General features: G+C 43.1%; 19 protein-coding genes. 16 read left to right on the top strand and 3 right to left on the bottom strand.

What is annotated here, in order from left to right; translation table 11 throughout:
- Positions 1 to 23 precede the first annotated feature (23 nt).
- The 13 genes from H171_RS23745 (at position 24) to H171_RS23805 (ending at position 11,263) form a co-directional block, all read left to right on the top strand.
- Positions 24 to 374, top strand: coding sequence for a flagellar biosynthetic protein FliO (locus H171_RS23745; RefSeq protein ID WP_242977109.1), 351 nt, complete (start codon positions 24 to 26; stop codon positions 372 to 374).
- Positions 375 to 383: 9 nt separating this feature from the next.
- On the top strand, positions 384 to 1,046 hold the full coding sequence (gene fliP, locus H171_RS23750; RefSeq protein WP_100307324.1) for a flagellar type III secretion system pore protein FliP: 663 nt from the start codon (positions 384 to 386) through the stop codon (positions 1,044 to 1,046).
- Positions 1,047 to 1,145: 99 nt separating this feature from the next.
- Positions 1,146 to 1,406 (top strand): flagellar biosynthetic protein FliQ, encoded by a 261-nt coding sequence (locus H171_RS23755; protein ID WP_100307325.1) that lies wholly within the window; start codon positions 1,146 to 1,148, stop codon positions 1,404 to 1,406.
- Positions 1,407 to 1,476: 70 nt separating this feature from the next.
- Positions 1,477 to 2,238 (top strand): flagellar biosynthetic protein FliR, encoded by a 762-nt coding sequence (gene fliR / locus H171_RS23760; protein WP_100307326.1) that lies wholly within the window; start codon positions 1,477 to 1,479, stop codon positions 2,236 to 2,238.
- Positions 2,239 to 2,262: 24 nt separating this feature from the next.
- On the top strand, positions 2,263 to 3,324 hold the full coding sequence (gene flhB / locus H171_RS23765) for a flagellar biosynthesis protein FlhB (RefSeq protein ID WP_100307327.1): 1,062 nt from the start codon (positions 2,263 to 2,265) through the stop codon (positions 3,322 to 3,324).
- A 40-nt stretch (positions 3,325 to 3,364) separates the two neighbouring features.
- Positions 3,365 to 5,437, top strand: a complete 2,073-nt coding sequence (flhA, locus tag H171_RS23770; RefSeq protein ID WP_100307328.1) for a flagellar biosynthesis protein FlhA — start codon at positions 3,365 to 3,367, stop codon at positions 5,435 to 5,437.
- Between the two features lie 35 nt (positions 5,438 to 5,472).
- Positions 5,473 to 6,246, top strand: a complete 774-nt coding sequence (locus tag H171_RS23775) for a sigma-70 family RNA polymerase sigma factor (protein WP_100307647.1) — start codon at positions 5,473 to 5,475, stop codon at positions 6,244 to 6,246.
- 18 nt (positions 6,247 to 6,264) lie between these two features.
- Entirely contained in the window at positions 6,265 to 7,068 is an 804-nt protein-coding gene (locus tag H171_RS23780; RefSeq protein ID WP_100307329.1) for a flagellar hook-basal body protein, read from the top strand.
- 13 nt (positions 7,069 to 7,081) lie between these two features.
- The gene (locus tag H171_RS23785; RefSeq protein ID WP_100307330.1) at positions 7,082 to 7,855 is read left to right on the top strand and encodes a flagellar hook-basal body protein; all 774 of its coding nucleotides are present in this window, start codon (positions 7,082 to 7,084) and stop codon (positions 7,853 to 7,855) included.
- A 29-nt stretch (positions 7,856 to 7,884) separates the two neighbouring features.
- Complete coding sequence (locus H171_RS23790; protein ID WP_100307331.1) at positions 7,885 to 8,511, top strand: chemotaxis protein CheC; 627 nt, start codon at positions 7,885 to 7,887, stop codon at positions 8,509 to 8,511.
- Positions 8,504 to 8,986, top strand: coding sequence for a chemotaxis protein CheD (locus H171_RS23795; RefSeq protein WP_100307332.1), 483 nt, complete (start codon positions 8,504 to 8,506; stop codon positions 8,984 to 8,986). The genes H171_RS23790 and H171_RS23795 overlap by 8 nt, the downstream gene beginning before the upstream one ends.
- A gap of 83 nt (positions 8,987 to 9,069) precedes the next feature.
- Positions 9,070 to 9,978: a chemotaxis protein gene (locus H171_RS23800; RefSeq protein ID WP_100307333.1), complete on the top strand. Its 909-nt coding sequence runs from the start codon at positions 9,070 to 9,072 to the stop codon at positions 9,976 to 9,978.
- Positions 9,979 to 9,982: 4 nt separating this feature from the next.
- On the top strand, positions 9,983 to 11,263 hold the full coding sequence (locus H171_RS23805) for an EAL and HDOD domain-containing protein (RefSeq protein WP_100307334.1): 1,281 nt from the start codon (positions 9,983 to 9,985) through the stop codon (positions 11,261 to 11,263).
- Here the strand turns inward: H171_RS23805 and H171_RS23810 are convergent.
- A complete protein-coding gene (locus tag H171_RS23810; RefSeq protein WP_100307335.1) occupies positions 11,260 to 11,859 on the bottom strand; it encodes a late competence development ComFB family protein in 600 nt (199 codons plus the stop codon). The two genes, H171_RS23805 and H171_RS23810, sit on opposite strands and share 4 nt — an antisense overlap.
- A 22-nt stretch (positions 11,860 to 11,881) precedes the next feature.
- On the bottom strand, positions 11,882 to 12,655 hold the full coding sequence (locus tag H171_RS23815) for a ParA family protein (protein WP_100307336.1): 774 nt from the start codon (positions 12,653 to 12,655) through the stop codon (positions 11,882 to 11,884).
- Between the two features lie 141 nt (positions 12,656 to 12,796).
- On the opposite strand from H171_RS23815, the gene fliD reads away from it, so the two are divergent.
- The 3 genes from fliD (at position 12,797) to H171_RS23830 (ending at position 16,115) form a co-directional block, all read left to right on the top strand.
- Entirely contained in the window at positions 12,797 to 15,262 is a 2,466-nt protein-coding gene (gene fliD, locus H171_RS23820; RefSeq protein WP_100307337.1) for a flagellar filament capping protein FliD, read from the top strand.
- A gap of 18 nt (positions 15,263 to 15,280) precedes the next feature.
- Positions 15,281 to 15,649, top strand: a complete 369-nt coding sequence (gene fliS / locus H171_RS23825) for a flagellar export chaperone FliS (protein ID WP_100307338.1) — start codon at positions 15,281 to 15,283, stop codon at positions 15,647 to 15,649.
- Positions 15,650 to 15,719: 70 nt separating this feature from the next.
- Positions 15,720 to 16,115 carry a hypothetical protein gene (locus H171_RS23830; protein WP_100307339.1) on the top strand — a complete coding sequence of 132 codons (396 nt, stop codon included), beginning with the start codon at positions 15,720 to 15,722 and terminating at the stop codon, positions 16,113 to 16,115.
- Between the two features lie 21 nt (positions 16,116 to 16,136).
- Here the strand turns inward: H171_RS23830 and H171_RS23835 are convergent, their stop codons facing one another.
- Positions 16,137 to 16,856: a C39 family peptidase gene (locus tag H171_RS23835; RefSeq protein ID WP_100307340.1), complete on the bottom strand. Its 720-nt coding sequence runs from the start codon at positions 16,854 to 16,856 to the stop codon at positions 16,137 to 16,139.
- Positions 16,857 to 17,030: the final 174 nt, after the last annotated feature.

The following is a 17,030-nucleotide window of genomic DNA, read 5'->3' on the forward strand; positions in this document are numbered from 1 at the left end:
GGAAGTGGCTGCATTTGAATAGCGTGATTAGTCTGTTTTCTGCGCTGCTCCTTACCGTTGTAATTCTGTATTTGAGTTATCTATTTACCAGAAGCCTTGGAAAAGGAGTCGTACTAAAGCGGGGAGGAACCTGCATGCAGATGTTGGACAGGCTTCCCCTGGGGCAGGATAAAGCAGTAGCGATCGTACGTGTAGGGAATCACTATTATCTTATCGGCATTGCTTCTTCTCAGATAACCCTTCTTTCTGAACTTTCGGAGGAAGACATTCCGGAGGGCGGGTCTTCCCAGACCCAATTCACAGGTGCAGAAGGATATGAAAGTTTTAAAAAATTATTAAAAAAATATACAGACAGACACAGGGATGATGTGTAAGGAGGAACCATGAATACAGATGCCTTGATTAATATTAATGGCGGCCGGGTGCCGACTCTGGAGCTTTTCCTCATCTTGACCATCATTTCCCTGCTGCCATCGATCCTGGTGATGATGACTTCCTTTACAAGGATTATCATTGTCTTATCTTTTACCAGAAATGCCTTGGGAGTTCAGCAGAGTCCTCCCAATATGGTGCTGGTTGGAATAGCATTATTTCTAACACTGTTCATTATGGACCCGGTGTTAAAGGATGTGAACACCAATGCTTACCAACCTTATGTCAGGGAGGAGATAAACCAGCAGGAGGCACTTAACCGGGCGACAGTTCCTATGAAACGGTTTATGCTCAAGCAGACGAAGACGGACACTTTGAATGTGTTTATGGATTTGTCCAAAACCGAAAAGCCGGAGAACATTGAGGAACTTCCTATGACAGTAGTGATACCATCTTTTATGACTTCAGAGCTGGAGCGGGCCTTTACGGCGGGTTTTATGATTTATCTGCCGTTTTTACTGGTTGATATTATTGTGTCCAGCACTTTGATGTCCATGGGTATGGTCATGCTGCCGCCGGCTATGATATCCCTTCCATTTAAATTACTGTTGTTTGTAACGGTTAATGGCTGGGAGCTGCTGTTTTCTAATTTGGTTAACAGCTTCCATTACTGACAGGACCTTCAACCTAGAATTAGCGAACAGCGTGCCCCGCTTTATCGGGCATCAAATGGATATGTAAGCATATCCGCTTGATTCATCAGGAGGTAAAATATGACGGATGTAGCAGTGAACAGCCTAATGTATGAGTTATTCGGTTTGGTGGTTAAAATGGCTGGTCCCGTGCTGATCGTCAGCATGGTCATCGGTATCATTATTTCCATAATACAGGCAGCAACCCAGATCCATGAACAAACCATTACCTTTGTTCCGAAGCTGATTGTAATTGGCCTGATGCTTTTGATGATGGGGGATCATATGATGACTACACTCAGTGATTTTACTATCAATATTTTTAATACCATGCTCAAATAAGAGGAAACACCCTACGGGTATACCTTTATGTCCAAAAAGCTTGGACAGTAATGATGAAAGGAAGATTCAGATGCCGGAAATAGGACAGATGATGCTGTTTTCCCTTATTTTTATGAGAATGTCAGGTTTTATTCTTTTGAACCCTATTTGGGGCAGAAAAAATATTCCGGCACAGGTCAAGGGCGGCATGATCATGGTATTTACGCTGCTTATTTATTCTTTTTCCTCGGCCCAGGTGCCCGAACCTGTGAATTCCATTGAATTTGCAGTGCTTCTTTTAAAAGAATTAGCTGTAGGGTTTGCCATTGGCTTTGTCATGGAATTATTTCTTATGATCATTACATTTGCCGGGACAATTATGGATTTTCAGATGGGATTGTCCATGGCAATGATCTATGACCCTCAGACCAACGCTCAGATTGCTCTTACGGGAACGCTTTATCAGGCGTATTTTATTCTGTTGTTCTTTGCGGTGGATGGCCATCTGGCACTGTTTCGGCTGCTTATAAATTCAGCTGAGATAGTTCCTTACGGACAGGTCGTGTTGGGAAGCCGTGCGGCGTGGGCAATGCTGGAAATTTTTATTCAATGTATTACTATGGCTGTAAAGTTTGCATTTCCTTTAATTGCCATTGAATTTTTAACTGAGATTGCAGTTGGGGTTTTAATGAAAATAATTCCTCAGATCAACGTGTTTGTTGTAAACATACAGGCTAAGATCGCAATTGGTTTCATAATGCTGATTTTTCTGTTTTCTCCTATGACGGATTATGTAGGCGGTGTGATAAGCCAGATGCTTTTAACAGTTCAGGATATAATCAGACTCTTATAAATGCAAAGGATGTGATGAACGGCAATGCAGGATCCTTCAAAAACCGAAAAGGCCTCACCGAAAAAACGGCGGGATGAACGAAAAAAGGGTCATGTTGCCATGAGTAAGGATGTAGTTATGATAGCTTCCTTACTTGGAACCTTCGTGCTGCTGAAAATTTTATTTCCTTTTATGTATCGGACCATACGGGATTATATGATTAAATATTTAAGCCTGGCTCCCGGGGTGGAGAATCTGTCTGATTATTCCGCCGGTATTTTTGCAGATACAGCGTGGTCGGTTTTAAAAGCAGCTCTCCCCATTCTTTTGGCAGGTATTGTACTGGCTGTACTGGGAACCGGGGTACAAACAAGATTTTTGTTTACAAAAAGTAATTTAGCCCCAAAGTTTAGCCGGTTAAATCCTATACAGGGGATAAAAAATATTATTTCTTTAAAAAGCCTGATAGAACTTTTGAAAAATTTGCTGAAGATTACCATACTTGGAATCATCCTGTATCAAATCATAAAAGGTGATTTAACACCTATAGCAAGAACCATTGATATGGACTTAAAAGATTCTTCTGTGTATGTGCTGAGTGCCATTATGGATATGGTCTTCAGGGTTTCTCTTATCTTCCTGGCCGTTGCTGGCTTTGACTTCTTTTATCAGCGGTGGGATTATGAACGCCAGATCAGAATGTCAAAGCAGGAACTAAAAGAGGAATTCAAGCAGACAGAAGGAAATCCTGAAATTAAGGGACGTATCCGAAGCCTCCAAAGAGAGAGGGCCCGTTCCAGGATGATGCAGTCGGTCCCTGAAGCGGATGTGATCATACGTAACCCCACCCATTTTGCGGTGGCTCTGCGCTATGACATAGAGAAGGATAATGCTCCTGTTCTATTGGCCAAGGGCCAGGATGAACTGGCTTTGAGGATTGTAGCGATAGGCGAGGAACATGGGGTATATGTGATTGAAAATAAACCTTTGGCAAGAGGCATTTTTGCCGCTACCCAGGTAGGGAACGAGATTCCTTCGGAATACTATGGTATGGTCGCTGAAATCCTGGTGTATGTATACCGCATGAATAACAAGATCATAGAATAAAGAAAAACAGCAGAGAAACTGAAAGAAATGGTGTAAAAGAATGAAGACATTACTGAAAAATTCTGTAGTAGTATTTGTCATTTTGATCGTACTTCTATTGATTATTCCATTGCCTCCGTTTTTTGTGGACGTAATGATTATTATAAATATTTCCCTTTCCATGATTATCTTGCTGATAACCATGAACATAAAAGAACCTTTGGAATTTTCAATCTTTCCGGCCCTGCTTTTGGTGACTACCCTGCTTCGTCTGGGATTGAATGTGTCTTCCACGAGAAATATTTTGTCTAATCAGGGATCCTCAGGACAGGTAATCAAAGCCTTCGGTGATTTCGTTTTACAGGGAAATGTTGTTGTTGGTTTTATCATATTCCTCATTATCGTTCTGGTAAACTTCCTGGTTATTACAAAGGGAACGGAACGTGTATCAGAAGTTGCGGCCAGGTTTACCTTAGACGCCATGCCTGGTAAACAGATGGCCATTGATGCGGATTTAAGCTCCGGTCTGATCAATGAGCAGGAAGCAAAGCTGAGACGGTATAAGGTACAGAAGGAAGCAGATTTCTACGGGGCCATGGATGGTGCCACGAAGTTTGTAAAGGGAGATGCTATCATGTCCCTGATCACCACTGCCATTAACTTTATTGGCGGTGCCATTATCGGCATGGTGCAATCAAATCTGGAGTTTGGACAGGTGATGTCCATTTATTCCATAGCCACGGTGGGTGATGGACTTGTTTCCCAGGTCCCGGCTCTTCTGATCGCTACGGCCACCGGTATGGTGGTAACCAGAGCCGTATCGGAAGGTACATTAAATGACGACGTATCCAGTCAGTTCATGGCTCAGCCCAGGGCGATTATGCTTACTGGTTTTGTTATGATCGTATTAATGCTGGTACCTGGAATGCCTAAGATTCAGTTGGCGGTTATGGCAGCGGTGCTTATTATAGCTGGTTATCAGTTAGGACATAAGGTTCGGCAGTCAGCCTCCGGCCTTCCGGAAACGGCGTTAGCTATGGCAGCGCCCGAAGAAGCGGCACAGGGTGCTTCCGACGAAGAGTCCTACTACCGGGATGTGAACAATGTTTACGCTCTTATAAACGTTGAACCTATTGAGATGGAATTTGGCTATAGTCTGATCCCGCTGATCGACGAGAGCAGTGGTGGAAAGATGATCAACCGGATTGTTATTTTCAGAAGACAGTATGCACAGGATATGGGACTTGTCATTCCTTCCGTCAGGCTTAGAGACAGTTCCAGTTTAAACACCAATCAGTATGTTATAAAGATCAGAGGGGAAGAAGTGTCCAGGGGAGAAATTTTAGTGGATTATTATCTGGCATTGGAACCTCCCGCTCTTTCTGGTGAAGTTGATGGAATTGAAACCGTGGAGCCGGCTTATGGAATTCCCAGTAAATGGATCAGGCCTGAAAACAAAGAAATGGCGGAAATTTACGGCTATACCGTTATTGATCCACTTTCTGTTATGCTGACTCATTTATCAGAGACCATCAGGCAGCACGCTTATGAACTGTTAGGGCGGCAGGAAGTTATGCAGTTGCTGGAAAATGTGAAGAAACATTCTCCGGAGCTGGTGGACGAACTATTCCCGAACCAGTTTACATATGGCAGCATTCAGAAAATTCTCATTAACCTTTTGAAGGAAGGGGTTCCAGTGAAGGACATGGAAACGATTCTGGCAACCATAGCAGATTCTCTTCCGACCACCAGGGATATGGATGTGATTACAGAGAACATCAGAATTGCATTAAAGAGGACCATAACCAGAATGTTCTGCGAAGGAGGACAGATGAAGGTACTCACCCTGGATGCAGAGCTGGAGAAAAACATTATAGGCAGTATGGCAAAAGGAGAACAGGGCATCTATCTGGCCCTCAGCCCGGATGTCATGCAGTCTGTGATTGGACAGGTGGGAGAGAAGATGAAGAAATTTGCGGATTTAGAGCAGAAGCCAGTGATACTCACAAGCCAGGTTGTAAGGCTCTATTTCTACCGATTGATCGAGCAGTTTTATCCCAATGCCTATGTCCTTTCCTTTAATGAGATTGCAAACAATATTCAGATTCAGGCAATCGGGAATATTACCCTTTGACCGGATTTTGTTACAGAAAGGCAGTGTTAGTCGGAATGGAACAGGATTTAAGCCAATATACCAATGAAGATTTATTAATTAAATACAAACGAACAAAAGACATCAGGGTCAAACATGAACTTGTGATGCGGTATATAAACATGGTCAGGAACATATCACTCCAGATGAGGGACGTATATTTAAGCTTTGCTCAGGTGGAGGATATTGTCAATGAAGGCGTATTAACGATTATGAACGGGATCGAAAAGTTTGATCCGGAATTAAATGTAAAGTTTGAAACTTATATTTCCAAGCGGATTCGTGGGATGGTTATCGATATGGCGAGAAAGCAGGACTGGATTCCCAGAAGCGTAAGAAAAAATGCTAAGATCATGGACAATGCGGTCATAGAATTGTGTAACCGTCTGGGGCGTTTTCCTACTTCAAAGGAAACGGCGGATTATATGGACATCACCATGGAAAAATATCAGGAAACTCTGGGTAAGACAAATGTTTACAGCATCATTTCCCTGGACATGGTCCTGGAGGCGGGAAGTGAAGAGAAAAAGTCAATGCAGCTTCCGTCGATGAACGAACATGACCAGCCTGAAAATCATTATCTCCAGAGGGAATTTAAGGAAATTTTGGTTTCTGCCATAAATGATTTAAAAGAAAATGAACAAAAGGTTATATCATTGTACTATATGGACGAATTAAATATGAGGGAGATTGCACAGATCATGAAAGTCAGTGAGCCAAGGATCTCCCAGATTCATTCCAATGCGCTTCAAAAGCTCAGATTGAATCTGACTAATTTCATAAATGAGTAGTAGGAAGGGAGAATAGAAATGTTTCAAGGATTCTACAATCTGGCATCAGGAATGCTGTATCAGACCAGGAACTTAAATGTAATCGGAAATAATATGGTCAATAGTGCAACACCGGGGTTTAAGCCTGACCGCATGGTCAGCACCACGTTTCGGGATGAAATGCTTTACCGGAGCGGAAATCGTGACAAAAGCAATCCTGTTCAGATTGGGTCCGTATCAATGATACGTGCTTCCAGAAGCACAGTGACCAGCCATAATCAGGGGGCGGTGGAGGAAACCGGAGGAAACCTGGATTTTGCTTTAACAAAACCAGGATTCTTTGCCATTGAGGATTCCGCAGGAAATCAGGTTTATACCAGAAACGGGTCTTTTACGATAGATGAAGAAGGATATCTTACCTCACCTTCCCGGGGCAGGGTGCTAGGGGAAGATGGAACCCCCATTGAGCTTCCTTCTGACCATATTACAGTGGATCCGTTAGGTAATATTTACGAAATGCCCATAAAAGGACTGAAAAACGGAGAGGACGATGGGAATACAGAGGAACAGGAACCAGTCCTCTTAGGAAAAATCCGCGTTGTGGACTTTGATGATTACTCTCAGCTTGTAAAGGGAGATAACGGCGTCTTTACCACGGCAGCTGCCGGGAATGGGGTGGATGGAGGAATCCAGTGGAAGTCACTGGAACGGTCCAATATTGACCCTATTGATGAGATGACTCAGATGATCACCAGCCAAAGGGCAACTCAAAGTGCTGCCCAGGTACTTCGGATATATGACCAGCTCATGGGCAAGGTATCCACTGAGATAGGAAGAGTATAAGGGGGAATAGCAGATGAACCAGTCTTTTTATATTGGAGCTTTGGGAGCCTTAAATCAGCAGACAAAGCTTAATGTGGTATCAAATAATATAGCTAATGTAAATACAACAGGCTTTAAACCTCAATACAGTGTGTTTTCGGATCTGATTTATGCCCAGACAAGGAGTTCTCAGGGCGGCAGTGCGGCGCAGACTGGCAGCGGTACCAGGGTAGACTTATTAAAGTCCGATATGACCGAAATGCCTTATAAAGAAACGGGACTTGAGAACGATCATGCCATAGAGGGAGAAGGCTTTTTCATGTTAAAGGACCCGGTTACAGGGGCCATTACCTACTCCAGGGACGGTCACTTTCAGCTTTCCATGATGGAAGACAATTATTACCTGGTAAATTCTTCGGGAAAGAGAGTCTTAAACATGGACCAGCAGGAAATTACCTATCCCGTTAAACCGGCTGTTTATCCTGGATCCGAAGAGGAAATCGAAGAAGAGGAAGAAGAACTGGAAGAAGATGAGCATGATCCAAAAGCCATAGGTGTGTATACCTTTGCAAGAAGAGACGGAATTTCCGACATAGGAAATAATGAATATACGGTAACAGAAAAAAATGGAGCTCCCATTCTGCTTGAAAATGCAAAAGTGATCAAAGGTGCCGAGGAGGTGTCCGGTACAGACTTTGCCCAGGAAATGACCAGGATGATGGAGGCGCAGAGAGCTTATTCTTATTCACTTAAAATGGTGCAGACCTCCGATGAAATTGAAACAACCATAAATTCTATTCGGCAATAGGATAGCTTATCAGGAAGGAGGGTGATATCATGAAGATAACACGTTACGATGAAATGAGTGGATTAGGACTGGACTTAATCCGGGAGATAGGCAGCATAGGCACAGGAAATTCAGCCACAGCGCTTTCCTCCATGCTGGGAAAGACCGTGCGCATGACTCTTCCGGATGTACAGATTCTCGATTATAACGATGCCATAAAGTTCTTGGGTGACCCGGAAGAAATTGTGGCGGCTATATTGGTAAAGATGTCAGGAGAGATCAACGGACTAATGTTGTTTGTTCTGAAGCTGGATTTTATCAACCAGGTCTTATCCAGCCTTATGAAGGAGGAAATTGAAGACTATTACCAGTTAAATGTATTGGAAACCTCTGCACTTGAAGAGGTGGGAAATATTATCATATCTTCTTACGTCAATGCCATCTCCTCCCTCAGTGACGTCTCCATTAGTTTGTCTGTTCCTGATACAGCGATCAATATGCTGGGCGGGATATTAAGCGTGCCCATGGTGGAGTTTGGCTATCAGACGGATAAAATGATGATGATCAGCGGTCAGTTTATCATAGGGGGCAAGGTGCTCCACAGTGATCTTTTAATGATGCCGGAGATTCAGTCATTGAACTTTTTAATGGAAAAGCTGGGGATAATCAATGGATAAAAATCTGACGGTTGGAATCGCAGACATGAAGTTTGCCAGGCAGGAGGGAATTTTAATCACGTATGCCCTTGGTTCCTGCATTGGGATTAGTTTGTATGACCCAATGATTAAGCTGGGAGCTTTGGTACATATTATGCTTCCCGAGGTATTCGGTTCAGGTGATGGGAATATATTTAAGTACGCAGATACCGGACTGGCTGAAACGCTGCGTAAGATAGAGATCATGGGAGCGAGAAAGCCCAGATTGATTGCTAAGATTGCCGGAGGAGCCAAGATGTTTGAATTACAGGGAAACAGTACTCTTGGTAATATCGGCGCCCGTAATATTATCAGCGTGAAACAGATTCTCCGCTCAGAGGGAATCCGCCTTGCGGCTGAGGATGTGGGAGAAAACTACGCACGGACCATGACCTTTGATGTCAGTACGGGAGGAGTCAGAATAAGGACTTACGGCAGAGCGGAAATTGATTTGTAAACATTATGAACCGGAGGAATTATGCCGATATTTTATTAGGCAGATGTTTTTGCCGGATTATATTGAGATAAAGGAGAAGAAGTATGGCAGAAACAGAGATTTTGTTAGAGTCAGGTACCAATGAGATCGAAATAATGGAATTTACCATTTACGGTGAATTGTATGGCATTAACGTAGCAAAAGTACGTGAAATCATGATGTCAGATAAAGTAAAGCCCATTCCTCATGCTCACCCTTCTGTGGAGGGAATATTCAAGCCCAGAGATATCCTTCTCACTGTAATTGACCTTCCTCACTATCTGACAGGAAGCAAAACAGAGCAGCAGCCGAAAGATTTATTCATTATTACAAACTTTAATAAGCTGCACATTGCGTTCCGTGTTCACAGCGTGGTGGGAATCAGCCGCATTTCATGGAAGGATATACAGAAGCCGGACAATACCATCAGCCGGGGGGAGGAAGGAGTGGCAACAGGCATTGCCCAGTGCGGGGAGGATTTGGTAACAATCCTGGATTTCGAAAAAATCGTAGCGGAAATTGCCCCGGAAACAGGGATTCAGTTAAATGAGATTAACAAATTTGAAGACAGGGAAAAAAATGGAAGCCCCATTCTGATTGCAGAGGATTCCATATTGTTAACCAGGATGATAGAAGCCTCGCTTAGGAAGGCGGGCTACCATAACCTGACTTTTAAGAATAACGGACAGGAAGCATGGGACTACTTAAATCAGATCCGGAATGATTCGGACTTTGCTAATAAAATAAGCCTGATTATTACAGATATTGAAATGCCGGAAATGGATGGTCACCACCTGACAAAGCTGGTGAAGGATGATAAAGCGTTACAGCACATTCCGATTGTTATTTTTTCTTCAATGATCAATCAGGAATTAATGATCAAAGGAAAGCAGCTGGGCGCAGATGAGCAGTTATCCAAACCGGAAATCGGCCATCTGGTGGAAGTGATTGACCATTTGCTTCAAAGGAGGTAAAACAATGGATAGATATGTCACCCGGCAGCCTATTAAGGCACTTAAGGAGGACAGGATCATTGGCTACGAGGTGCTCTTTCAGAAAGATTATGACGCCCTCTATAATAGTACCGATGTAGCGGCGGCAGATACCATAGCAGGCTTTCTTATGCAGAACACGGAAAGGATTTTTCAGGATAAACTTACGTTTGTAACATTTACTCCTTCTTTATTGTTCCGGAATATGCCGAAAATTTTTGATAAGGATAAATTAATTATTCAAATTGAAGATCATGTGATGATCCATCCCTTATCTCCTGCTATCATCAAAAGATACCGCACGGAAGGTTATATATTTGCAATCAATGATTTCCAGTTTTCTCCTAAGTATTTTACCATGCTGGATTATGTTACCTACATAAAAGTGGATATCAGCAATAAGCACGAAGGAAGAGAGCGGGTTTCCTTAAATAATCTTATCAACACCATGAAAGGTTTTGATAAGAAATGCATCGCAACCGGTGTTAATACCAAAGAGGACTATGAGCTTGCCATGGAAGTCGGTGCTGACTATGCGGAAGGCAGTTATGTCGCGGAAGCTATGGCCAAAAAAGTAAAACGGATGGAATTCCTGGAAGGGAACTTCTTCCAGCTTGTTGTGGAAGTATCGAAAGACGAACCGGATATTGATCAGATCGAAAAGGTTATAAGCCATGACGCTGCATTAAGTTACGCTCTACTTAAAATTGTAAATTCTGCTTATTTTGCTCTGCGCAGACGAGTGTCCTCCATCCGCCAGGCTCTGGTTACCATGGGGATCAGTCAGTTGAAGCAATGGGTATATCTTTTAAGTTTTAACAATGATTTTGAAAGTGATGAGTCCCGTGAGGCTATGCTTAAGCTGTCCTTTCTTCGGGCTAATTACGCGATGGTCCTTTCTGACCATATCAAGGATCTGCCAATTATCCGATCAGAGGTTTATATGATGGGAATGTTCTCTACCTTGCAGTACATGATTGATGCGCCATTGGAAGAAATACTGGAAGAAGTACCTGTGGCACAGGAGATCAAGGATGCATTGCTTAAGCAGGAAGGAATATGCGGATCGCTCTATAAACTCATACTTAGCTATGAAAATGCAGACTGGAAAGCTGTAAAATCTCTATCAAATGAATTAGGTATCCCTTCTTCTCTTCTGGCACAAACCTACATGGATTGTGTAGAAACGGTAAATGAGATATGGGAAGGGGTTGTAAGCAACGCTGACAGGGAAACAGAGAACATAATAAAAGAAGCCCACACCTAATGGTGTGGGTTTTCTTTTACAGCAGAACAAGCTTTGGTCAATTCTACAACTACTTGCTGAGAAAATCGGGTGGAATAAAAGTTTAAAAGAGGAGAAACGGTGGTATTCTCTGCGACTATGTATTTGGGAGGCAGATGGGACAGTGCCAGGGCTGTGACATCTGCGGTGCACCGATCACAGTTGCAAACATCGAATTTATCCATGTATTCTGATACCGCATTCTTTACGATGTATTCCATAACATTGAGATATTGAAATGATGGAATCGATATTTCCGGAGCATCAGGCTCTGTTTCCTGGTAAAGAGGAGGAGTCTCCGGTTCAGGAGCATCTTCCACCCCTTCGGCTTCCTCTAACTGCTCCCTGATCAATTCTGCCACCGGGTCGGGGGCTGAAGAAGACATGTCTATAATGGAAATAGGAGTAGGAGGAGAAGTCGGCTGATTTGAATCCGTAAGTTCCCTGATTTTTTCCGTGGAATCGGAGGTTTGCCGGGCTGCAAGATTTTCCCTGGCAGCCTCTTCTTTAGAGGATTCAGCCTCTTCTCCTGCTAACAGATTCATTACATGAGCTGTTTTACTGCTTTTTCTGGCCATAATTAAAACTCCCTTCGGGTAATTAATTTTTACGTTGTTTAATCAATTCCAGAACCTCGGAAATCAATTCCTTGTAGTCCTGAGCCGGATTGGATCTTGGGGCATAATCCAGTAGATTCTCTCCCTGGGCAGGGGCTTCCGCCACACAGACACTGGATCGAATATGGGTATTAAATACCGTAGAGTTGATCTGCAGTGCGATTTTCTGAGCCATTTCCTTTACTTCTTTGGAAAGGAGGGTTCTGGGATTATATTTGTTAAGCAATATTCCAAGGACCACCAGATCCGGATTGACGGAGGAACGGACGGTATTGATGGTATCTTTAATCTGGGAAACACCCAAAAGGCTTAGGATCTCCGGAACCATGGGGATGATCAGATAGTCAGCAGCTGCATATGCATTTACAGTGAGAATATTTAATGCAGGAGGAGTATCGATAATGATGTAATCGTAATATCCGGCCACAGTAGAGAGAATATTTTTCAGAATACATTCCCGCTGCTTTCCGGTAAACTCCAGTTCAGCCCCGCTTAACAGGATATTGGAGGCGATTACATCGCAGCGTTTTGTAGACTGAATGGCCTCCTGCAGGGAAGCGGTACCTTTTAAAACTTCGTAAATGGTTGCGCCGGATTCGATCTGCAGACCAAGGCTGAAGCCTAAGTTGCCTTGAGGGTCTAGATCCACCGCTAAAACTCTTTTATTATTCATGGCAAGACCGCAGGCAAGAGCACAGGAAGTGGTTGTTTTGCCTACGCCGCCTTTTTGATTTGTAATTGCAATGACTGTTGACAACTTCTATTCCTCCAATCGTAAATTAAAATAAAACTATTATCTTTAGTATACAATATGTCGATAAATAAGTATAGTAAAAACAAGAAAAAAGCAGAATTTTGGAGAATCAGATGATGTGTGTATTTAGAAAGGAGCTTCATTATGGCATCAGTATATAATAGTGTGACAAATAGCAGCTATTCTTCTTCTGTCCGCGGTTTCGGCGGCCTTGCCAGCGGCTTAGACCGGGATAGTCTGATTGAAGGAATGACCGCAGGTACAAGGGCGAAGATTGCGAAGCAGCAAAAGAGTAAACAGACCTTTCTGTGGAAACAGGACGCTTACCGCTCTATCAGTACGAAGCTGATTGAGTTTTCAAAAAAATATACATCCTATACAAATACGGAAACAAATCTTTCCAGCGCCTCTTTCTGGGCAAAAAGCAGTGTTACGCCATTAGGAACTAACAGCAAATATGTCCAGGTATCTGGAAGTCCTTCCAGTTCAAGTGCTGTTTCCATTGTAGGTGTGAAACAGTTGGCCCAGAATGCTTCTGTGGTTTCCAGCGATTATGTCACCGACGGAACGTTAAGTACAGGAGAGATTGATTTAAATGAAATCAAGACAGTCAGCACCCTGGAAGGGGAGAGCTTAAAGTTTCAGATTGGAAACAAGACGTTTAATGTTCCGTTAAGAAGCGGTACCGATCAGGATGGGAATCCATATAATTTTTCCAATGGAACGCAAACAGTGAAGTCCATCACAAAAGCATTGGAAGGAGTATCCATAGGAGGAGGCAAGACTCTGGCTGATATGATTGAGGTAACGGCGGATCCTGCTGGCTCCATAAATGATCCAGTGGGAACGCCATTTAAGCTGGATTTCAAATCAAAGGATACTGCAGGAAATGATATTCGTCTGGCAGGAGGAAGCGAGGGAGCATTGAAAGCCCTTGGCGTAGACAGTGGGGAAGCCTTTGCGGAACTTGGAGAACAGGGGAAGACGGTTATAACAGCCAGCGGAATGTCAGATGAATTAACGACGAATCAGAATCTTTTTAAACCTCTGACCTTTCAGGAGCAGGTTGATGGTAAAAAAATGTCCTTTACATATAATGGTGTTACAAAATCCATAATGCTTTCCTATAAGGCCGGAGATAGTTTGGATGATTTTGCAAATGATATTGAGAAAAAGCTTGCAAAAGAATTTGGAACAGGAAGAATTGACGTGAGAGCCGTAGATGTGACAGGGGATAAAGGGAAACTCCAGTTCACTACACAAAACCCGGATGGAACGAATGACAGATCTTCAGATCTGGCAATCTCCTTTGCCGATGCAGGAGTGATGGGAAAGGATGGGGCTTTAAATGTAGCAGAAGGGGAATCTAACCGACTCAGTATGAATGCAACTTTTTTAGAATCTGGGTTAAATGCAGATTCTTCGAAGTCGGAAACGGACCCATTGAACATCACCATCAATGGCGTGGATATCAAAGGGCTGACTTATGGAAGCAGTATCAATGATATTATCAAAAAGATCAATTCCTCCGATGCCGGTGTAACTGTGAGCTATCTTAGAAATGCGGACAGGTTTTCCATTGTATCTAAGGAGGAAGGGGCATCCGGAAAGATTGAATTTAATGCAACAACTACAGATGGCCAGAATACGGATAATGTGAAGCTGTTCGGATCCTTAGCCGGTACCCAGGATCCTAATACAGGAGTGGTAACTCCTCCCGCTGCAGTTGAAGGTAAAGATGCCGTTATTTACGTGAAATACGGGGATGCTTCGGCTCCGGTTGAATTGACCAGGGGAAGCAATTCCTTTAACCTGGATGGCTTAAATGTTACGGTCAGCGGAACCTTTAATGAGACAGGCGTATACGATAAAGAGCAGGAAGTCACCTTTAATGCCAAAACTGATACGGATAAGATCGTAAAAGTTATTTCTGATATGATCAAAGACTATAACGAAATCATTAAACAGGTAAATGAGCAAGTTTCAACAAAGCCAAACCGAAAATATGAGCCTTTGACGGACCAACAGAAGGAAAAGATGAAGGATTCCCAGATTGAAAAATGGGAAGAGGAAGCCAAAAAAGGTCTCCTTTTTAATGATCCTGAGCTGAGAAGCCTTTCTGACAGCCTGCGTTTTGTATTTTCGGCTGGTTCCGAGGATCAAAGGAAGCTGGCATCCTTTGGAATTACCACAAGCAAAGATTACTCAGAGCAGGGAAGCCTTGTACTTGACGAGACAAAGTTTCGAGCAGCTTTAGAAAATTCTGCTGAAGATCTAAAAGATCTCTTTACCAAGAAAGCGGATAAGACGACAGGAGAAACAGACGGCTTTATGTCCCGTCTAACTACCATAACCGATAACTATGCCTCTACAAAAGGAGCAGTCAAGGGCAGCCTGATTGAAAAGGCTGGTTCCACCTATGCTCCCACCAGCATATTGTCCAATACTATTAAAAAATCGATTGACGGAATCGATAGTATTATTGAACGCCTTCAGTCACAGCTGAAAACAGAGACAGACCGGTATATAAAGCAGTTTACTTCCTTAGAGACATTGATTTCACAGATGAACTCTCAAAGCAGTTGGCTGAGTTCAGTCGGTGGTCAATAAAGAATGGCGGTGCATAATATGAATGCAAATGGTTATCAGAATTACAAAGCCCAGGCGGTAAATACCATGACTCCCGGAGAAATGCTTGGTCTCCTGTATGATGAGTTGTTAAAGCGTCTGACTAGAGCGGAACTTGCCCTGGAAAAAAAAGATTATGCGCTTTTTGACCAGTCCATGCAGCGTTCCAATGACATTGTCAATTATTTAAAAAATACCCTGGATCATAAATATGAAATAAGCTCCGAGCTGAATCGGCTGTATGACTTCTTTCTTTATGAGTTCAGCCGGATTAGCGCCGGGAGAAATTCAAAGGTAATCGCAGAAGTCAGACCCTTGATTGTGGAATTGAGAGATGCCTTCAAAGAGGCTCAGCGGTTAAGCAGTTAAAAATGATGCCGGAGGGATAATTTCTCTCCGGCTATTTAATATTCAATTATGGGAATAAGAGAGGATGAATATGGAAGATTCCATGCTGGTTGAAATTCTTAAAGAGATGCAGAAGAAATATATGTTTATTGTTGAAATTGAGCGCATTACCCGGGAGATGGGAGATGCACTATCCCGGAATGACAGGGAATCCGTACAAATGTTGTTGGGAATGCGCCAGGATGAAATGAACAAAGCGGATGGATGTATCAGGAACATAGAATGCCTGTTATCTGCCCTTCAACCGGAAGAGGGCAGTCTGGTGAGAGAGTGGCTTAATGGCAGCGAAAACAGGAAGCCTGACAGTCCTATGGCTGATAGACTGGTGGAGAAAGGAAAGAGTATCAAACTCGCACTAAACCGGACCATTGAAGTGGACCGCCACATAAGCATGCGATTATCAGGAAAGGACTCTTTCTATCAATAATAATCAGGGAAGTCGGATTGCTTAACCCGGAGGGCCGATCATCCAAAGGGGTCCTCCGTTTGAAGCATGGTAGTTTAATTCTTTCAATATTAGAGAGGGATCCCAGTCTATTTGAGAATTATCGTATTGATTTGCATCAGCAATTTTTATCATTCCTTCTTCGGTAAAACGGGTAAGAATAATAAAATGACCATTTTGAGTAAAATGCCCCTTTTTCATAAGCGCTACGACCAAATGACCGGAATTTAATGCATCCGCCAACCCCTGGACCGTATAATTTTTAACGGGTTCAGCGGTCAGACCATAGGCCAGGGCGCTGTCTAGTATCAGTCGGTGATAAGAACCCTGACCGGGTGCCCAGGACTTGTTTGCTGCCGCCCACGCAGCCATATCAGGAGGAAGCACCTGATTGCCGGTAAGGCTTGTGACAACCATAGCCATGACCGTGGGACCGCAGCCATAGGTGGTAAGAGGATCCTTTCCTCCATATAGAAAGCTGCCCCATCTTGCATCAGACTGGTTATAGTAGGTAAGAGGCCCACATACGCTATCCAGCATGAGATCATATCTCCCCTCCTGAGGAAAGTCTGCAGTTGGCACTTCAGGGGTTACATTTTGAGAATAATCTGCATTAACTGATTGTTCTTCCTGGATCACCTGATCAAAGGAAGATGGAGAGGCCATAAAAGGAATTACACTCAGAAACAGGGTTCGGAACAGGATATATTGGATGGTATTCAACACATTCACCTTTTCTACAATAATAGTTATTTCTATGTTATTTATCGAACTACTGTCTGATAAAGTTAAGATTGCTGTAAAAAAACCGATATATAATATGTAAGGTGTTATATTTCAGCGATAAAAATATGCTGACAGCAGGGAAACGTATATTGATTAAAGGTGGAATCGTGA

Origin of the sequence: [Clostridium] celerecrescens 18A (assembly GCF_002797975.1) — a bacterium.
In the GTDB taxonomy this organism is placed as follows: domain Bacteria; phylum Bacillota; class Clostridia; order Lachnospirales; family Lachnospiraceae; genus Lacrimispora; species Lacrimispora celerecrescens.

Bases quoted from the DNA above. Each gene is read 5' to 3' on its own strand.
- fliP (WP_100307324.1), top strand. From the start codon at position 384: ATGAATACAGATGCCTTGATTAATATTAATGGCGGCCGGGTGCCGACT.
- H171_RS23755 (WP_100307325.1), top strand. From the start codon at position 1,146: ATGACGGATGTAGCAGTGAACAGCCTAATGTATGAGTTATTCGGTTTG.
- fliR (WP_100307326.1), top strand. From the start codon at position 1,477: ATGCCGGAAATAGGACAGATGATGCTGTTTTCCCTTATTTTTATGAGA.
- flhB (WP_100307327.1), top strand. From the start codon at position 2,263: ATGCAGGATCCTTCAAAAACCGAAAAGGCCTCACCGAAAAAACGGCGG.
- flhA (WP_100307328.1), top strand. From the start codon at position 3,365: ATGAAGACATTACTGAAAAATTCTGTAGTAGTATTTGTCATTTTGATC.
- H171_RS23775 (WP_100307647.1), top strand. From the start codon at position 5,473: ATGGAACAGGATTTAAGCCAATATACCAATGAAGATTTATTAATTAAA.
- H171_RS23780 (WP_100307329.1), top strand. From the start codon at position 6,265: ATGTTTCAAGGATTCTACAATCTGGCATCAGGAATGCTGTATCAGACC.
- H171_RS23785 (WP_100307330.1), top strand. From the start codon at position 7,082: ATGAACCAGTCTTTTTATATTGGAGCTTTGGGAGCCTTAAATCAGCAG.
- H171_RS23790 (WP_100307331.1), top strand. From the start codon at position 7,885: ATGAAGATAACACGTTACGATGAAATGAGTGGATTAGGACTGGACTTA.
- H171_RS23795 (WP_100307332.1), top strand. From the start codon at position 8,504: ATGGATAAAAATCTGACGGTTGGAATCGCAGACATGAAGTTTGCCAGG.
- H171_RS23800 (WP_100307333.1), top strand. From the start codon at position 9,070: ATGGCAGAAACAGAGATTTTGTTAGAGTCAGGTACCAATGAGATCGAA.
- H171_RS23805 (WP_100307334.1), top strand. From the start codon at position 9,983: ATGGATAGATATGTCACCCGGCAGCCTATTAAGGCACTTAAGGAGGAC.
- H171_RS23810 (WP_100307335.1), bottom strand. From the start codon at position 11,859: ATGGCCAGAAAAAGCAGTAAAACAGCTCATGTAATGAATCTGTTAGCA.
- fliD (WP_100307337.1), top strand. From the start codon at position 12,797: ATGGCATCAGTATATAATAGTGTGACAAATAGCAGCTATTCTTCTTCT.
- fliS (WP_100307338.1), top strand. From the start codon at position 15,281: ATGAATGCAAATGGTTATCAGAATTACAAAGCCCAGGCGGTAAATACC.
- H171_RS23830 (WP_100307339.1), top strand. From the start codon at position 15,720: ATGGAAGATTCCATGCTGGTTGAAATTCTTAAAGAGATGCAGAAGAAA.